Annotated in this window: 15 protein-coding genes; 10 read left to right on the top strand and 5 right to left on the bottom strand. The window is 59.6% G+C overall.

Annotated features, from left to right (window positions below):
- Nucleotides 1-124: 124 nt before the first annotated feature.
- From lptF to tadA, 10 genes are all read left to right on the top strand, one after another.
- A complete protein-coding gene (lptF, locus tag J7E41_RS08540; RefSeq protein WP_214991694.1) occupies nt 125-1,243 on the top strand; it encodes an LPS export ABC transporter permease LptF in 1,119 nt (372 codons plus the stop codon).
- Entirely contained in the window at nt 1,236-2,315 is a 1,080-nt protein-coding gene (lptG, locus tag J7E41_RS08535; protein ID WP_214991692.1) for an LPS export ABC transporter permease LptG, read from the top strand. The genes lptF and lptG overlap by 8 nt, the downstream gene beginning before the upstream one ends.
- 153 nt (nt 2,316-2,468) lie before the next feature.
- Nucleotides 2,469-4,268, top strand: coding sequence for a translation elongation factor 4 (gene lepA, locus J7E41_RS08530; protein WP_169356213.1), 1,800 nt, complete (start codon nt 2,469-2,471; stop codon nt 4,266-4,268).
- 5 nt (nt 4,269-4,273) lie between these two features.
- Nucleotides 4,274-5,128 carry a signal peptidase I gene (gene lepB / locus J7E41_RS08525; RefSeq protein WP_214991691.1) on the top strand — a complete coding sequence of 285 codons (855 nt, stop codon included), beginning with the start codon at nt 4,274-4,276 and terminating at the stop codon, nt 5,126-5,128.
- Nucleotides 5,129-5,276: 148 nt separating this feature from the next.
- Entirely contained in the window at nt 5,277-5,966 is a 690-nt protein-coding gene (gene rnc / locus J7E41_RS08520; RefSeq protein ID WP_169356211.1) for a ribonuclease III, read from the top strand.
- On the top strand, nt 5,959-6,861 hold the full coding sequence (gene era, locus J7E41_RS08515; RefSeq protein ID WP_179447922.1) for a GTPase Era: 903 nt from the start codon (nt 5,959-5,961) through the stop codon (nt 6,859-6,861). The genes rnc and era overlap by 8 nt, the downstream gene beginning before the upstream one ends.
- A 159-nt stretch (nt 6,862-7,020) precedes the next feature.
- Nucleotides 7,021-7,710 (top strand): DNA repair protein RecO, encoded by a 690-nt coding sequence (gene recO / locus J7E41_RS08510; protein WP_214991689.1) that lies wholly within the window; start codon nt 7,021-7,023, stop codon nt 7,708-7,710.
- Nucleotides 7,711-7,762: 52 nt separating this feature from the next.
- The gene (gene pdxJ / locus J7E41_RS08505) at nt 7,763-8,506 is read left to right on the top strand and encodes a pyridoxine 5'-phosphate synthase (protein ID WP_214991687.1); all 744 of its coding nucleotides are present in this window, start codon (nt 7,763-7,765) and stop codon (nt 8,504-8,506) included.
- A gap of 103 nt (nt 8,507-8,609) precedes the next feature.
- A complete protein-coding gene (locus J7E41_RS08500; protein WP_214991685.1) occupies nt 8,610-9,989 on the top strand; it encodes a multicopper oxidase family protein in 1,380 nt (459 codons plus the stop codon).
- Nucleotides 9,989-10,486, top strand: coding sequence for a tRNA adenosine(34) deaminase TadA (gene tadA / locus J7E41_RS08495; RefSeq protein WP_214991683.1), 498 nt, complete (start codon nt 9,989-9,991; stop codon nt 10,484-10,486). The genes J7E41_RS08500 and tadA overlap by 1 nt, the downstream gene beginning before the upstream one ends.
- 156 nt (nt 10,487-10,642) lie before the next feature.
- On the opposite strand, the gene cmoB is transcribed toward tadA, so the two are convergent.
- The 5 genes from cmoB to lon form a co-directional block, all read right to left on the bottom strand.
- On the bottom strand, nt 10,643-11,599 hold the full coding sequence (gene cmoB / locus J7E41_RS08490) for a tRNA 5-methoxyuridine(34)/uridine 5-oxyacetic acid(34) synthase CmoB (protein ID WP_214991681.1): 957 nt from the start codon (nt 11,597-11,599) through the stop codon (nt 10,643-10,645).
- Entirely contained in the window at nt 11,596-12,339 is a 744-nt protein-coding gene (cmoA, locus tag J7E41_RS08485) for a carboxy-S-adenosyl-L-methionine synthase CmoA (RefSeq protein ID WP_214991679.1), read from the bottom strand. Before cmoA ends, cmoB begins: the two co-directional genes overlap by 4 nt.
- Before the next feature lie 215 nt (nt 12,340-12,554).
- The gene (locus J7E41_RS08480) at nt 12,555-13,190 is read right to left on the bottom strand and encodes a lysoplasmalogenase (RefSeq protein WP_214991677.1); all 636 of its coding nucleotides are present in this window, start codon (nt 13,188-13,190) and stop codon (nt 12,555-12,557) included.
- Nucleotide 13,191: 1 nt separating this feature from the next.
- A complete protein-coding gene (locus J7E41_RS08475; RefSeq protein ID WP_214991675.1) occupies nt 13,192-13,584 on the bottom strand; it encodes a protease inhibitor I42 family protein in 393 nt (130 codons plus the stop codon).
- 202 nt (nt 13,585-13,786) lie between these two features.
- Nucleotides 13,787-16,207 carry an endopeptidase La gene (lon, locus tag J7E41_RS08470; RefSeq protein ID WP_251029392.1) on the bottom strand — a complete coding sequence of 807 codons (2,421 nt, stop codon included), beginning with the start codon at nt 16,205-16,207 and terminating at the stop codon, nt 13,787-13,789.
- Between the last annotated feature and the right edge of the window lie 56 nt (nt 16,208-16,263).

Here is a 16,263-nt window from a genome sequence, read left to right as displayed (position 1 = left end):
CGCAGTGACAGGCGCGGTCAATCACAGGATAATGCGCCATCTTTTTAGCCGACCTGTGCCAATGGGTCGACTCGATATGCTTGCTTGTTTGGCCGCTTAGCCTGACAACCCTGGAGTGTCTGGTTTGATTGTCTTCCGTTATCTGTCCCGCGAAGTCCTGGTGACCCTGAGTGCCGTAAGTGCGGTATTGCTGGTCATTATCATGAGTGGTCGCTTCGTCAAGTTCCTGGCTCAAGCCGCCTCCGGCGCCCTTGATCCGGGCTCCCTGTTTTTGATCATGGGCTTTCGGATGCCCGGCATGCTGCAGCTGATCCTGCCGCTGGGGCTGTTTCTGGGTATTTTGCTCGCCTACGGGCGGCTCTACCTCGAAAGTGAAATGACCGTGCTGTCGGCCACCGGCATGAGCCAGCAGCGTTTGCTGGCCATGACCCTGGTACCGGCGACCGGCGTGGCCCTGGTGGTTGCCTGGTTGAGCCTGAGCCTGGCGCCTCAAGGCTCCATGCAATTTCAGCTGCTACTTAATAAGCAAGACGCGATGACCGAGTTCGATACCTTGGTTCCTGGGCGTTTCCAGGCGTTGAATGACGGCTCGCGGGTGACCTATACCGAGCGGATGACCGAAGACCGCGCCAGCCTGGGCGGGGTATTCATTTCCGAGAAGCGCTTGGGCCAGGACAAGAAGGACCGTGGCATTTCGGTACTGGTGGCCGACAGTGGTCGCCAGGAAATCCGTCCGGACGGCAATCGCTACCTGATCCTGGAAAACGGCTATCGCTATGACGGCAACCCCGGCCAGGCGGATTACCGGGCTATCAAGTACGACACCTACGGCGTGTTGTTGGCCAAGCCTGAAATCAGCAACGAGGTGACCGACCGCGACGCCATACCCACCAGTAGCCTGTGGGGTAACCCGGAGCCACGTGCCGTGGCCGAGTTGCAATGGCGCCTGTCGTTGCCGCTGCTGGTGTTTATCGTGACCTTGATGGCAGTGCCACTGGCACGCGTCAACCCGCGCCAGGGCCGGTTCCTCAAGTTGCTGCCGGCGATCCTGCTTTATATGGCGTACCTGACCATCCTGATTTCCGCCCGCGGCTCCCTGGAGAAGGGCAAGATCCCGATGGCTCTCGGCTTGTGGTGGGTACACGGGATCTTCCTGGCCATCGGCCTGGGGTTGCTGTACTGGGAACCGTTGCGTTTGAAACTGGCGAGTCGTCGCAGCGTGAAGGAGTTGGCTCGTGGTTAAGCTCGATCGCTACATTGGTAGCAGCGTCCTGGTGGCGATCCTCGCCGTACTGGGCATCATCCTGGGCTTGGCCCTGTTGTTCGCCTTCATCGACGAGGTGGGCAGCGTCAGCGACAGCTACACCGTGACCGACGTTCTGAGTTTCGTGATGCTCACCGCGCCCCGTCGTCTCTACGAGATGCTACCGATGGCCGCGCTGATCGGCTGTCTGATCGGTCTGGGTAGCCTGGCCAGCAACAGCGAGCTGACGATCATGCGCGCCGCCGGTGTGTCCATCGGCCGTATTGTCTGGGCGGTCATGAAACCCATGCTGGTGCTGATGGTGGTCGGTGTGTTGATTGGCGAGTACGTGGTGCCGCCGACTGAAAGCCAGGCCCAGGCCAACCGGGCCCTGGCCCAAGGGTCAGGCGACGCGCAAAGCGCCAAGCACGGCCTGTGGCACCGTCAGGGTGATGAGTTCATCCACATCAACGCCGTGCAACCGGGCGGCTTGCTGCTGGGGGTGACCCGCTATCACTTCGACAAGGAGCGGCACATTCTGTCGGCAAGTTTTGCCAAGCGTGCGCAGTATGGTGACGAGAAGTGGCAGTTGAGTGATGTGACCACTACCTTCTTCCGTGGTATCGGCACCGGTCCGGCATCGACTACCGAGGTGGTCAACACCCCGCAGGAAACCTGGGATATCGCCTTGAGCCCGGATTTGCTCAATACCGTGGTGATGGTTCCGGAAACCCTGTCTATTGCCGGTTTGTGGAGTTATATCCACTACTTGAGCGATCAGGGCCTGAACAATGGCCGTTACTGGCTGGCGTTCTGGGTCAAGGTATTGCAACCGGTGGTGACCGCTGCGCTGGTGCTGATGGCTATTTCCTTCATCTTCGGCCCGCTGCGCTCCGTGACCCTGGGCCAGCGGGTGTTCACCGGTGTGCTGGTGGGCTTTACCTTCCGAATCGCCCAGGACCTGCTGGGGCCGTCCAGCCTGGTATTCGGCTTCTCGCCGCTGTTTGCGGTGCTGGTGCCGACGCTCATTTGTGCCGTGGCCGGGTTCTGGTTGTTGCGCCGAGCCGGTTGATTGCCTGCTTATAAACAAAAAAATGCCCCGTTCGACAGATCGGGGCATTTTTGTTCTTGGTCGCCAAAGATGACGTCTGGCCTGAGCATCAGGTACAATTCCCGGCTATTTTTCAGCGGGCAGTCTGCCTGCAGCCTTTTTGAGTGTTGATCCGTGAGTGATTTGAGTCATATCCGCAATTTCTCCATCATCGCCCACATTGACCATGGCAAGTCGACGCTGGCCGATCGATTCATCCAGATGTGCGGCGGCCTTGCCGAGCGTGAAATGGAAGCCCAGGTGCTGGACTCCATGGACCTCGAGCGCGAGCGCGGGATCACCATCAAGGCCCACAGCGTTACTCTGTATTACACCGCCCGCGATGGCATCAAGTACCAATTGAACTTCATTGATACCCCCGGCCACGTTGACTTCACCTACGAAGTCAGCCGGTCGCTGGCGGCCTGTGAAGGTGCGTTGCTGGTAGTGGATGCGGGGCAGGGTGTTGAAGCCCAGTCCGTGGCCAACTGCTACACCGCCATCGAGCAAGGCCTGGAAGTCATGCCGGTCCTGAACAAGATCGACCTGCCACAGGCCGATCCGGACCGCGTGAAAGAAGAAATCGAAAAAATCATCGGTATTGACGCCACCGACGCCGTCGAGTGCAGCGCCAAGACCGGCCTGGGCGTCGACGAAGTGCTCGAACGCCTGGTTAAAACCATTCCAGCCCCTACCGGTAACTACGAAGATCCGCTGCAAGCGTTGATCATCGACTCCTGGTTCGACAACTACCTGGGCGTTGTTTCCCTGGTACGCGTGCGCCACGGCCGTGTAAAGAAGGGCGACAAGATCCTGGTCAAGTCCACCGGCAAGATCCACCTGGTGGATAGCGTCGGTGTATTCAACCCCAAGCACACTGCGACCGTTGATCTGAAAGCCGGCGAAGTAGGCTTCATCATCGCCGGTATCAAGGACATCCACGGTGCCCCCGTCGGTGACACCCTGACCTTGAGCTCCACCCCTGACGTCGACGTGCTGCCGGGCTTCAAACGCATCCAGCCGCAGGTCTACGCCGGTCTGTTCCCGGTCAGTTCCGACGACTTCGAAGATTTCCGCGAAGCCCTGCAAAAGCTGACGCTCAACGACTCGTCGTTGCAGTACACCCCGGAAAGCTCCGACGCTCTGGGCTTCGGCTTCCGTTGCGGCTTCCTCGGCATGCTGCACATGGAGATCATCCAGGAGCGCCTCGAGCGCGAATACGACCTGGACCTGATCACCACCGCACCAACGGTTATCTTTGAGCTGTTGCTGAAAACCGGTGAAACGATTTACGTCGACAACCCGTCCAAGCTTCCGGATCTGTCTTCCATCGAAGACATGCGCGAGCCGATCGTGCGGGCCAATATTCTTGTGCCGCAAGAGCACCTGGGCAACGTCATTACCCTGTGTATCGAAAAGCGTGGCGTGCAGCACGACATGCTGTTCCTCGGTACCCAGGTACAAGTGACCTACGATTTGCCGATGAACGAAGTGGTTCTGGACTTCTTCGACCGTCTCAAATCCACCAGTCGCGGCTATGCTTCGCTGGATTACCATTTTGATCGTTATCAGTCAGCTAATCTGGTGAAGCTGGATGTGCTGATTAATGGTGACAAGGTCGACGCCTTGGCGCTGATCGTGCACAAGGATAACGCGCACTACAAAGGTCGCCAGTTGACCGAAAAGATGAAGGAACTGATTCCGCGCCAGATGTTCGACGTCGCGATCCAGGCCGCCATTGGCGGGCAGATCATTGCGCGGACCTCCGTCAAGGCACTCAGAAAGAACGTACTGGCCAAATGCTATGGCGGCGATGTCAGCCGTAAGCGCAAGCTGCTTGAGAAGCAAAAGGCCGGTAAAAAACGCATGAAGCAAGTGGGCAACGTGGAAATTCCACAAGAAGCCTTCCTTGCGGTGCTCAGGTTGGATAGTTAGGTCCTATGTCACTAAATTTCCCGCTGTTGCTGGTCATCGCCGTTGCCGTTTGTGGTTTCCTGGCGTTGCTTGATCTGGTGTTCTTCGCCCCGCGTCGGCGCACGGCCATTGCCTCCTATCAGGGCAGCGTCAGCCAGCCTGATGTGGCCGTGGTCGAGAAACTGAACAAGGAACCGCTGCTGGTTGAATACGGCAAGTCGTTCTTCCCGGTTCTGTTTATCGTGTTGGTGCTGCGTTCGTTCCTGGTGGAGCCGTTTCAGATTCCTTCGGGATCGATGAAACCCACCCTGGACGTGGGCGACTTCATCCTGGTGAACAAGTTTTCCTACGGGATCCGCTTGCCGGTGATCGATAAGAAAGTCATCGAGATCGGTGATCCGCAGCGTGGCGATGTGATGGTGTTCCGCTACCCAAGCGACCCGAACGTCAACTACATCAAGCGTGTGGTAGGCCTGCCGGGTGACGTGATTCGCTACACCAGCGACAAGCGTCTGTTCGTCAACGGCGAATCGGTGGCGGAAAAGCTGATCGGTTCTGAGCCGAACACTCTGGGCAGCGCCGAGCTATACCAGGAGAAGCTCGGCGCGGTAGAGCACGAAATCCGCAAGGAAATGAGCCGTTACCGTTCACCGCCCGATAACCAGTGGACAGTGCCTGCCGGGCATTACTTCATGATGGGCGACAACCGTGACAACTCCAATGACAGCCGGTACTGGGATGACCCCAACATTCCCAAGAACCTGCTGGGCATGGTCCCCGACCAGAATATCGTCGGCAAGGCCTTCGCGGTCTGGATGAGCTGGCCGGAACCCAAGCTCAGCCACCTGCCGAACTTCTCGCGGGTCGGGCTGATCAAGTAATCCATGCGGCGCTGTGAACACAGCGCCGAATGCTTTTCTGGGGCTTGGACAATTGTCCTGCCTCATGCAGCAACCACCAGGATTTGAATTTGAACACAGCGTTAATCGTCGTAGGCCTTTGGCGCCACGAACTGAATGTGGGTAAACCGTGAGCGTTTCTCTAAGCCGTCTCGAGCGTCAGCTCGGTTACACCTTCAAGGATCAGGAATTGATGATCCTTGCCCTTACACACCGCAGTTTTGCCGGGCGTAACAACGAGCGCCTGGAATTCCTCGGTGATGCCATCCTCAACTTTGTCGCCGGTGAAGCGCTGTTCGATCGCTTCCCCCTGGCCCGTGAAGGCCAGTTGTCGCGCTTGCGTGCCCGCCTGGTGAAGGGCGAGACCCTGGCCATACTGGCCCGTGGTTTCGACCTTGGCGAGTACCTGCGCCTGGGTTCCGGCGAGTTGAAAAGCGGTGGTTTCCGTCGTGAGTCGATTCTGGCCGATGCCCTCGAAGCCCTGATCGGTGCGATCTACCTCGATGCGGGCATGGAAGCCGCCAAGGAACGGGTAGTGGCCTGGCTGGCGTCGGAGATTGAAAGCCTGACGCTGGTGGACACCAACAAAGATCCCAAGACCCGCCTGCAAGAGTTTCTGCAGTCTCGCGGGTGTGAACTGCCACGTTACGAAGTGGTGGATATCCAGGGTGAGCCCCACTGCCGAGTGTTCTTCGTCGAATGTGAAATCACCTTACTGAATGAAAAAAGCCGAGGTCAGGGTGTGAGTCGTCGTATTGCCGAACAGGTAGCGGCCGCCGCAGCACTGATTGCCCTGGGCGTGGAGAATGGCCATGACTGATTCAACCGCAACACGCTGTGGCTATGTTGCCATCGTCGGCCGTCCCAACGTGGGCAAGTCCACGTTGCTGAACCACATCCTGGGACAAAAGCTGGCGATCACTTCGCGCAAGCCGCAGACCACGCGCCACAACATGCTGGGCATCAAGACCGAAGGCAACATCCAGGCGGTCTACGTTGATACTCCAGGTATGCACAAAGGCGGCGAGAAAGCCCTCAACCGCTACATGAACAAGACCGCCTCGGCCGCGTTGAAAGACGTCGACGTGGTGATCTTCGTCGTTGACCGCACCAAGTGGACCGACGAAGACCAGATGGTCCTTGAACGCGTGCAATACGTGACGGGTCCGTTGATCGTCGCGTTGAACAAGACCGACCGCATCGAAGACAAGGCTGAGCTGATGCCGCACCTGAGCTGGCTGCAGGAGCAACTGCCGAACGCCCAGATCATCCCGATCTCGGCCCAGCACGGTCATAACCTGGAAGCGTTGGAGCGGGTCATCGCCCAGCACCTGCCGGAGAACGAGCACTTCTTCCCGGAAGACCAGATCACCGACCGCAGCAGCCGTTTCCTGGCCGCTGAACTGGTGCGCGAGAAAATCATGCGCCAGATGGGCGCAGAGCTGCCGTACCAGATCACCGTCGAAATCGAAGAGTTCAAGCAGCAGGGCAAGACCCTGCATATCCATGCGCTGATCCTCGTCGAACGTGACGGCCAGAAGAAAATCATCATTGGCGACAAGGGCGAGCGTATCAAGCGTATCGGCACCGAAGCGCGCAAGGACATGGAGTTGCTGTTCGACTCCAAGATCATGCTCAACCTGTGGGTCAAGGTGAAGGGTGGCTGGTCTGATGATGAGCGTGCGTTGCGTTCGCTGGGTTACGGCGACCTGTAATAGGTTTTCGGCAACACTGCAAAACAAAATGTGGGAGCGGGCTTGCTCGCGAATGCGCAGTATCAGTCAATACATCGGGTGACTGATCCACCGCATTCGCGAGCAAGCCCGCTCCCACATTGGATTGTCGCTGTCCTTAAGTTCTGCGAAGAGACCTCCATGTCCCAATCCCCACCCCCCAGCCAACCCGCTTACGTCCTGCACAGCCGCGCCTACCGCGAGACCAGCGCTTTGGTGGACTTCCTCACGCCCCAAGGCCGCCTGCGGGCCGTCTTGCGCAGCGCACGAGGCAAAGCGGGGACCTTGGCACGGCCATTCGTGGCCCTGGAAGTGGAGTTTCGTGGGCGTGGCGAGCTGAAGAACGTCGGCCGCATGGAAGCCGCCGGTGCCTCCAACTGGCTTAACGGTGAGGCGCTGTTCAGTGGCCTCTACCTCAACGAATTGCTGATCCGTCTTCTACCCGCCGAAGATCCACACCAAGGCGTCTTCGATCACTATGCCGCCACCTTGCTCGCCCTGGCCGAAGGCCGCCCTTTGGAACCTCTGCTGCGTGCCTTCGAATGGCGCCTGCTGGACGACTTGGGTTACGGCTTTGAACTGAGCCAGGACCTGCACGGCGATCCCATCGCCGCCGATGGCATGTACCGCCTGCAAGTGGACGCGGGCCTGGAGCGGGTCTATCTACTGCAACCCGGCCTGTTCCAGGGCACAGAGCTGTTGGCCATGAGCGAGGCCGACTGGAGCGCTCCAGGCGCCTTGTCCGCCGCCAAACGCTTGATGCGCCAGGCCCTGGCCGTGCACCTGGGCGGTCGGCCGCTGGTCAGTCGCGAGTTGTTTCGAAAGCCCTGACATCCCCGTGTATGCTGTGCAGCGATTCCTTCCCTCTTCAGGAGCGCTTTTCGTGACCACCAGCAATCGCATTCTTCTCGGCGTGAACATCGACCACGTAGCCACCCTGCGCCAGGCTCGGGGCACCCGTTACCCTGATCCGGTCAAGGCCGCGCTGGACGCCGAGGAAGCGGGCGCCGACGGCATCACCGTGCACCTGCGCGAAGACCGCCGGCATATCCAGGAGCGCGACGTGCTGTTGCTCAAAGACGTGCTGCAAACTCGCATGAATTTCGAAATGGGCGTCACCGAAGAAATGATGGCGTTCGCCGAACGTATCCGCCCGGCGCACATCTGCCTGGTGCCGGAAACCCGTCAGGAACTGACCACGGAAGGTGGCCTTGATGTGGCTGGCCAGGAAGCACGGATCAAGGCCGCAGTAGAGCGCCTGTCGAAGATCGGCAGTGAAGTCTCGTTGTTTATCGACGCCGATGAGCGGCAGATCGAAGCATCGAAACGCGTAGGTGCTCCCGCCATCGAACTGCACACCGGCCGTTACGCCGACGCCACCACGCCGACCGAAGTCGCCGACGAATTGCAGCGCATCATCGACGGCGTCAAGTGCGGCCTGGGCGAAGGCCTGATCGTCAACGCTGGCCACGGCCTGCACTACCACAACGTCGAAGCTGTGGCGGCGATCAAAGGCATCAACGAACTGAATATCGGCCATGCCTTGGTCGCTCATGCACTGTTCGTCGGTTTCAAAGGCGCCGTGGCCGAGATGAAAGCCTTGATCCTGGCCGCCGCCAAGGCCTGAAAACCACATCGCGGCAACGCGAACCCTTACTGTTTCGCATTTGCGGGTGTATCGTATTTGCCCTTTGCGGGGCTTGGACCCGCGGTAGATACGTGAGGTTGTTGTGTCCCAATCCTTTTCCCGTCGACAAATCCTCGGTGGTCTGGCCGGTCTTGCAGTGGTGGGCGTTGGCGCCGGTGGTGCCTATCGCTACTGGCTGGGGAAAGTCGCCGACGCCAGCGCGGGGCGCGATTACGAGCTGATCGCCGCGCCGCTGGACGTGGAACTGGTGCCGGGGCACAAGACCGAGGCCTGGGCGTTCGGGCCGTCGGCGCCGGGCACCGAGTTACGGGTACGCCAGGGCGAGTGGCTGCGGGTGCGGTTTATCAATCACCTGCCGGTCGCCACCACCATTCACTGGCACGGCATCCGCCTGCCGCTGGAAATGGACGGCGTGCCCTATGTGTCGCAACTGCCGGTGTTGCCGGGTGAGTACTTCGATTACCAGTTCCGTGTGCCCGATGCCGGCAGCTACTGGTATCACCCCCATGTGAACAGCAGCGAAGAGCTCGGCCGTGGTCTGGTCGGGCCGCTGATCATTGAAGAGCGCGAGCCAACCGGTTTCAAGTACGAGCGCACACTGAGCCTGAAAAGCTGGCATGTGGACGAAGAGGGTGCCTTTGTCGCCTTCAGCATTCCCCGTGAAGCCGCGCGTGGTGGTACGGCCGGACGCCTGTCGACGATCAATGGGATGTCCCAGGCGGTCGTCGATTTACCCGCCGGGCAGATCACCCGCGTGCGCCTGCTCAACCTCGATAACACCCTGACCTATCGCATCAATATCCCCAACGTCGAGGCGCAGATCTATGCTTTGGACGGCAACCCCATTGAGCCAAGGCCATTGGGCAAGGAGTACTGGCTGGGCCCGGGCATGCGCATTTGCCTGGCAATCAAGGCCCCGCCTGCCGGAGAAGAGTTATCGATCCGCAACGGTCCGGTGCGCTTGGGCACCTTCCGCTCTGTGACCCATGCCGACGCGCCCACCGAATGGCCGCCCGCGTTGCCGGCCAACCCGGTTGCCGAGCCGGACCTGGCCAATGCCGAGAAACTCAACTTCAATTTTGAATGGGTAGGTTCGGTCTCGGTGAACGTGGACAATAAGCCGCCCAGCCTGTGGCAGATCAACGGCCAGGCCTGGGACATTACCGACAAGACCTGTGCCGACCGGCCGATTGCCAAGCTTGAAAAGGGCAAGAGCTACATTTTCGAATTGAAGAACATGACCCAGTACCAACACCCGATTCACCTGCACGGAATGAGCTTCAAGGTGATTGCCTCGAACCGGCACAAGGTGATCCCGTACTTCACCGACACCTACTTGCTGGGCAAGAACGAGCGCGCCCGCGTTGCCCTGGTGGCGGATAACCCAGGCGTGTGGATGTTCCACTGCCATGTCATTGATCACATGGAAACCGGCCTGATGGCCGCCATCGAGGTAGCGTGATGCGCCAGTTTCGCCCAACGGCGATTATCGATCGCAGCCGCGACCAGGACTTCATGCATGAAGCCCTGGCCCTGGCAGCCCAAGGCGCAGCGTTGGGTGAAGTGCCCGTGGGTGCGGTGCTGGTGCAGGACGGTGAAATCATTGGTCGGGGCTTCAACTGTCCTATCAGCGGTAACGACCCCAGCGCTCACGCGGAAATGGTCGCCATCCGCGCCGCCGCCCAGGCGGTCAGCAACTACCGCCTGCCGGGCAGCACCCTCTACGTGACGCTGGAACCGTGCAGCATGTGCGCCGGGTTGATCGTCCACTCGCGGATTGCCCGTGTGGTGTATGGCGCGCTGGAGCCCAAGGCGGGGATTGTGCAAAGCCAGGGACAATTTTTTACCCAGGGCTTTCTCAATCATCGGGTGTTGTATGAAGGCGGGGTGTTGGCTGAAGAGTGCGGGACGGTGTTGAGTGAGTTCTTTAAGGCACGCAGAGCCAAACCTGCTCTTTAAGCAACCCCCAAAAACCTCAATGTGATAACCCAATCAATGTGGGAGCTGGCTTGCCTACGATGCAGACACCTCGGTGTATCAGGCAAACCGAGGTGATGCTATCGCAGGCAAGCCAGCTCCCACATTTGATCTCCATTTTTCAGGAGGAGACGGGTTTTATTTCTTGGCGACAATCACCGCCCGCATCGGCGCCGGTAGCCCTTCGATGGTCTTGCTGTGATCCTCAGGATCGAGGAAGTCGCTGAGGGACTGATACTTCATCCACTCCGTTCCACGCTGTTCCTCGACCGTGGTCACGCTCACATCCACACAGTGCACCTCACTGAAGCCTGCACGCCGCAGCCAGAGCATCAACGCCGGTACTGATGGCAGGAACCATACGTTGCGCATCTGCGCATAACGGTCCTCCGGTACCAATACTTGTTGCTGATCGCCCTCAACCACCAATGTTTCCAGCACCAGCTCGCCGCCCTTTACCAGGCAATCCTTGAGTGCAATCAAATGCTCGATGGGTGAACGACGGTGGTAGAACACGCCCATGGAAAACACCGTATCGAAGCCTTCCATATTCGGTGGAAGGTCCTCAAACGGGAACGGCAAATGCCAGGCGTTCGGCGCCGACATATAGCGCTGCACCGCCTGGAACTGGCAGAAGAACAACCAGTTCGGGTCGACGCCAATCACGCTGTCCGCACCCGCACCCAGCATGCGCCACATGTAATAACCGTTGCCGCAGCCGACATCGAGGATGCGTTTGCCCTTGAGGTCCAGATGCGGAGCCACTCGCGACCACTTCCAATCCGAGCGCCATTCGGTATCCACATGCACACCGAACAGGTCAAACGGCCCCTTGCGCCAGGGGCACAACCCCATCAGCGCGGTACGCATCTGCGCGCGGGTTTCGTCGTCGCAATCAGTGTCCAGAATCAGGCCATTCAGTAGGTCGACTTCATTGGGCATGATTTTCGGGAGTGCATCCAGCGCACTCTGCCAGCGTTCCAGGTCGCCATGACCCTTTTCCATCTTGCTATCGAGTTGCGCTTGCAGGCCCTGAGCCCAAACCGCTAAAGGAGTGCCGACCAGATGGCGGGCGAGGGGAGACAGATCAATCATGGCAAGGCAATCAACGAGGCAAAGTTAAGACACTGGAACCACGGCACGACTTTCGAGAACCCCGCCGCCAGCAGGCGTTCGCGGTGTTCTTCGAGGCTGTCGGGCTTCATGACGTTTTCGATGGCGCTGCGCTTCTGGGCGATTTCCAGTTCGCTGTAGCCGTTGGCGCGTTTGAAGGCAATGTGCAGGTCGGTCAGCAGCGCGTGTTCTTGCGGGTCGTTGAAACGCAGCTTTTCCGAGAGGATCAGTGCGCCGCCTGGCAGCAGCGACTGACGAATCCGCCCAAGTAACGCCAGGCGTTCTTCGGGAGCAATAAATTGCAGGGTAAAGTTCAGCGCCACCACCGAGGCCGGCTGGAATTGCAGTGCGAGGATATCGCCCTCGACCACTTCCACCGGCAGCAACTCCTGGAACATCGAGTCCTGGCCATTAAGGTATTCGCGGCAACGCTCGACCATCGCGGCAGAGTTATCCACAGCGATCACCCGGCAACCGTCGGTGCGCACGTGACGGCGCAGGGCCTGGGTCACCGCACCGAGGGACGAGCCAAGGTCATAGAGCACGCTATTGGGCTGGGCGAACTGCGCCGCGAGGACGCCAAGGTTCTCGACAATGGTCGGGTAGCCGGGTACCGAGCGCTTGATCATGTCCGGGAACACCCGGACCACGTCTTCGTTGAAGGCGAAGTCCGGCACCTGGGGCAAGGGCTGGGCGAATAGGCGATCGGGTTCTTTGCTCACGGCTGTTCCGGCAACGAAGGGGGAAAAACCGGCATTTTAGCCAAGTTGGTCGTGGGATGCGCGGGTTGTCTGATGGAACACCTGTGGCGAGGGGGCTTGTCCCCCGTTGGGTGGCGAAGCCGCCCTTAAAACTGTCGTCTCGGTCTATCTGAAAACCCGGCGATCTTATGGGGCGGCTTCGCCACCCAACGGGGGACAAGCCCCCTCGCCACAGGTCAGCGGTCTTTCTGGTTGAACGCCGAGGCGGTGATGCCCCACTGACCGAGCCAATAGGTGGTGATCAACAGATACGGTGCCGCATCGAACGCCAGTACGAACCGATTGATCCCGATCAGTGCGTCGGAAAATACAAAGGCTACCGCACCCGCTGCCGCCAGCATCGCTGAACGCTTGGGCGCATCGCTGCCCAGCCGCGCCAACGCTCGCCAGAGCATGGCGCTGATCACCAGGGCATAGACCACCACGGGTACGAGCAATGGGCCAAGGCCGTGGGCAATCAAGATACTCAGCAAGATCGCACCCACCACCAGTGCCAGCACCAGCGGCAACAGCGCGAGACGGCGGCAATCGCTCAAGTAGGCTTTGAGGTACGCCAAATGAGCACACAAAAACGCGCCGAGGCCGAAGATAAACAGGTCGCCGGGCCATGCCAGCAATACATCGCCCACCAGGGAGAAAATCAGCCCCAGGCTGATCCAGCGTCGATAGTCGGTGGGTGGCGCGTCATGCAGCCAACCCAGCAGCGCCAATACCGGCAAAGGCTTGACCAGCAAGCACAGCAATGTGGCGTGGGTGGTCAGGCCGTAGATAAAAGTGCCGGCGCCCATCAGTGCAAGAATCAGCCATGGCATATCAATTCACCGTAATGGCGCAATCGAAGGTTTCGGCCGGTTCTGCTTCCGGCTCCCAGGGTTGCTGGGAGGTCAGGCGCAAGCGGCCTTGCCCCTGGGCAAAGGCCTGGAAGCGCCAGGTGGACTTGCCGCCGGCACCGACGAGGCCGGTGTCTTCCGGGTTGGTATAGACCTCAGGGCTGAGGCTGCGCAATACACCACCGGCTGAATCCTGGATCGCCCAGCGGTAACCGGTGGTGGGGTTGCTGGGCAAGGTCAGGATCAGGTTTTGCCCGGTTTTCAGTTGCAGCGGGCAGGTGCTCTGTTTTTCCACGGTGACATTTTGCTTCGGTGCACTGGCGCACGCGGCGAGCAGGACGAGGCTCAAGGGGAGAAGCAGGCGGGCAGCGGTCATGGGGGCTCCGTTGTTTGGCGACGAAGGGCGAGCATAACCGAAGATGAGACAGGGTGTGACAAGATGGGACTGTGTGTTGGCTGTACCGGCCTCTTCGCGAGCAAGCCCGCTCCCACATTTGACCGAGTCCATCCTTTGGAATGCGGTCGAATGTGGGAGCGGGCTTGCTCGCGAAGAGGCCAGATCAGGCACTACATAACTATCAGAACAACACTTTCGCCACATCCGCAAAGCGCTTGGCAAAGTGCACCGTCATGCCTTCTTTCAGGTACTCCGGCAACTCCTCGAAACTCCCGCGGTTGGGCTCCGGCAAGATCAGCTCATGAATCTTCTGCCGCCGCGCCGCAATCACCTTTTCTCGCACTCCGCCAATCGGCAGTACATGCCCGGTCAGGGTCAGTTCACCGGTCATGGCCACGCCTTTTTTCGGCGCCTGGTTACGCGCCAGGGACAGCAGTGCACTGGCCATGGTCACCCCGGCGCTCGGGCCGTCTTTCGGCGTCGCACCTTCCGGTACATGCAGGTGGACGAAGGCCTCGTCGAAGAACTTCGGATCGCCGCCAAACGACTTCAGGTTGGAGCTGATGTAGCTATAGGCAATCTCGGCCGACTCCTTCATCACGTCCCCCAGTTGCCCGGTGAGTTTGAAGCCGCGATTGAGGGTATGGATGCGCGTCGCCTCGATTGGCAAGGTCGCGCCGCCCATGCTGGTCCAGGCAAGGCCGGTGATCACACCGGTGCCCGACAGGACCTGTTCGTTGCGGAACACGGGCATGCCCAAGGAGCTTTCCAGGTCCTTGTTGCCGATCTTGATCACCGAGTCCGGCTCATCCAGCAGCTTGACCACCGCCTTGCGCACCAGTTTGCCCAGTTGTTTCTCCAGCTGGCGTACCCCAGCTTCCCGGGCATATCCGTCGATCAACGCGCGCAGGGCGCCGTCGGTGATGCTCAGGCTGGCTTTCGATACACCGGCCTTGTCCAGTTGCTTGGGCCACAGATGACGTTTGGCAATGGCGACTTTTTCTTCGGTGATATAACCCGACAGGCGAATCACTTCCATGCGGTCCAGCAGCGGGCCAGGGATCGAGTCCAGGGTGTTGGCGGTGCACACGAACAGGACTTTCGACAGGTCCAGGCGCAGGTCCAGGTAATGGTCGAGGAATTCGACGTTCTGCTCCGGATCGAGGGTTTCCAGCAGGGCCGAAGCCGGATCGCCCTGGAAGCTCTGGCCCATCTTGTCGATTTCGTCGAGCATGATCACCGGGTTCATCACTTCCACATCTTTAAGCGCTTGCACCAGTTTGCCTGGCATGGCGCCGATGTAGGTGCGGCGATGGCCCTTGATCTCGGCCTCATCGCGCATGCCGCCAACGCTGAAGCGATAGAACGGTCGGCCCAGGGATTCGGCGATGGATTTGCCGACGCTGGTCTTGCCCACGCCCGGAGGGCCCACCAGCAGCACGATGGAGCCGGCGACTTCGCCTTTGTAGGCGCCGACGGCAAGGAATTCGAGGATGCGGCTTTTGATGTCGTCCAGACCGGCGTGGTGCTTGTCCAGCACCTTGCGGGCGTGCTTGAGGTCGAGCTTGTCTTCGCCATACACGCCCCACGGCACCGAGGTGGCCCAATCCAGGTAGTTGCGCGTGACTGCGTACTCCGGCGAACCGGTTTCCAGGATCGACAGCTTGTTCATTTCTTCGCTGATGCGTTTTTGCGCCTGGGACGTCAGCACCTTGCCCACCAGGCGTTGTTCGAACTGTTCGACATCGGCACTGCGATCATCTTTGGTCAGCCCCAGCTCTTGCTGGATGACCTTGAGTTGTTCCTTGAGGAAGAACTCGCGCTGGTGCTCGCCGATCTTGCGGTTAACTTCCGCGGAGATTTCTTTTTGCAGACGCGCGACTTCGACTTCCTTGCGCAGCATCGGCAGGACTTTTTCCATGCGCTTGAGCATGGGCACGCAGTCCAGCACTTCCTGCAACTCGTTACCTGTGGCCGAAGTCAACGCGGCGGCGAAGTCGGTCAGTGGCGACGGGTCGTTGGGGCTGAAGCGGTTGAGGTAGTTCTTCAATTCTTCGCTGTACAGCGGGTTCAGCGGCAGCAACTCTTTGATCGCATTGATCAGCGCCATGCCGTACGCCTTGACCTCATCGGTCGGCTCGGTGGGCTGGTGCGGGTATTCGACTTCCACCAGGTACGGTGGGCGGTGGTGCTTGAGCCAGGTTTTGATCCGTACGCGGGTCAGGCCCTGGGCGACGAATTGCAGCTTGCCGTTTTCGCGGCTGGCGTGATGGACCTTCACCAGGGTGCCGTACAGCGGCAGGCTGGAGGTGTCGAAATGCCGTGGATCTTCCGGCGGCGTGTCCATGAAAAACAGGGCAAGGGAATGATGGTCGGACTTGCTCACCAGTTCCAGCGTTTCAGCCCACGGTTCTTCATTGACGATCACCGGCAGCACTTGTGCCGGGAAGAAAGGCCGGTTGTGGATCGGGATGATGTAGACCTTGTCCGGCAGGTTTTGCCCAGGCAGGGCCAGGCCTTTGTTGGAGGACGTTTCGTGTTCAGCGTTTTCGGGGTCGGCGTATTCGGCGAAGTCTTCAGGAAATTCTTGCTGGTCGCTCATGGGGCACCTGCATAAGGAAGTATGGAGGTTAGATGGGGCGGGGCAGCGGTGGTTTC

It is taken from the genome of Pseudomonas fluorescens, from assembly GCF_018614655.1.
Taxonomy (GTDB): Bacteria; Pseudomonadota; Gammaproteobacteria; order Pseudomonadales; family Pseudomonadaceae; genus Aquipseudomonas; species Aquipseudomonas fluorescens_BX.
This window is presented reverse-complemented; position numbering and strand designations above follow the sequence as displayed.

Coding starts and splice junctions, on each gene's coding strand:
- lepB (WP_214991691.1), top strand. CDS start 4,274: ATGTCACTAAATTTCCCGCTGTTGCTGGTCATCGCCGTTGCCGTTTGT.
- era (WP_179447922.1), top strand. CDS start 5,959: ATGACTGATTCAACCGCAACACGCTGTGGCTATGTTGCCATCGTCGGC.
- recO (WP_214991689.1), top strand. CDS start 7,021: ATGTCCCAATCCCCACCCCCCAGCCAACCCGCTTACGTCCTGCACAGC.
- tadA (WP_214991683.1), top strand. CDS start 9,989: ATGCGCCAGTTTCGCCCAACGGCGATTATCGATCGCAGCCGCGACCAG.
- cmoB (WP_214991681.1), bottom strand. CDS start 11,599: ATGATTGATCTGTCTCCCCTCGCCCGCCATCTGGTCGGCACTCCTTTA.
- J7E41_RS08480 (WP_214991677.1), bottom strand. CDS start 13,190: ATGCCATGGCTGATTCTTGCACTGATGGGCGCCGGCACTTTTATCTAC.
- J7E41_RS08475 (WP_214991675.1), bottom strand. CDS start 13,584: ATGACCGCTGCCCGCCTGCTTCTCCCCTTGAGCCTCGTCCTGCTCGCC.
- lon (WP_251029392.1), bottom strand. CDS start 16,207: ATGAGCGACCAGCAAGAATTTCCTGAAGACTTCGCCGAATACGCCGAC.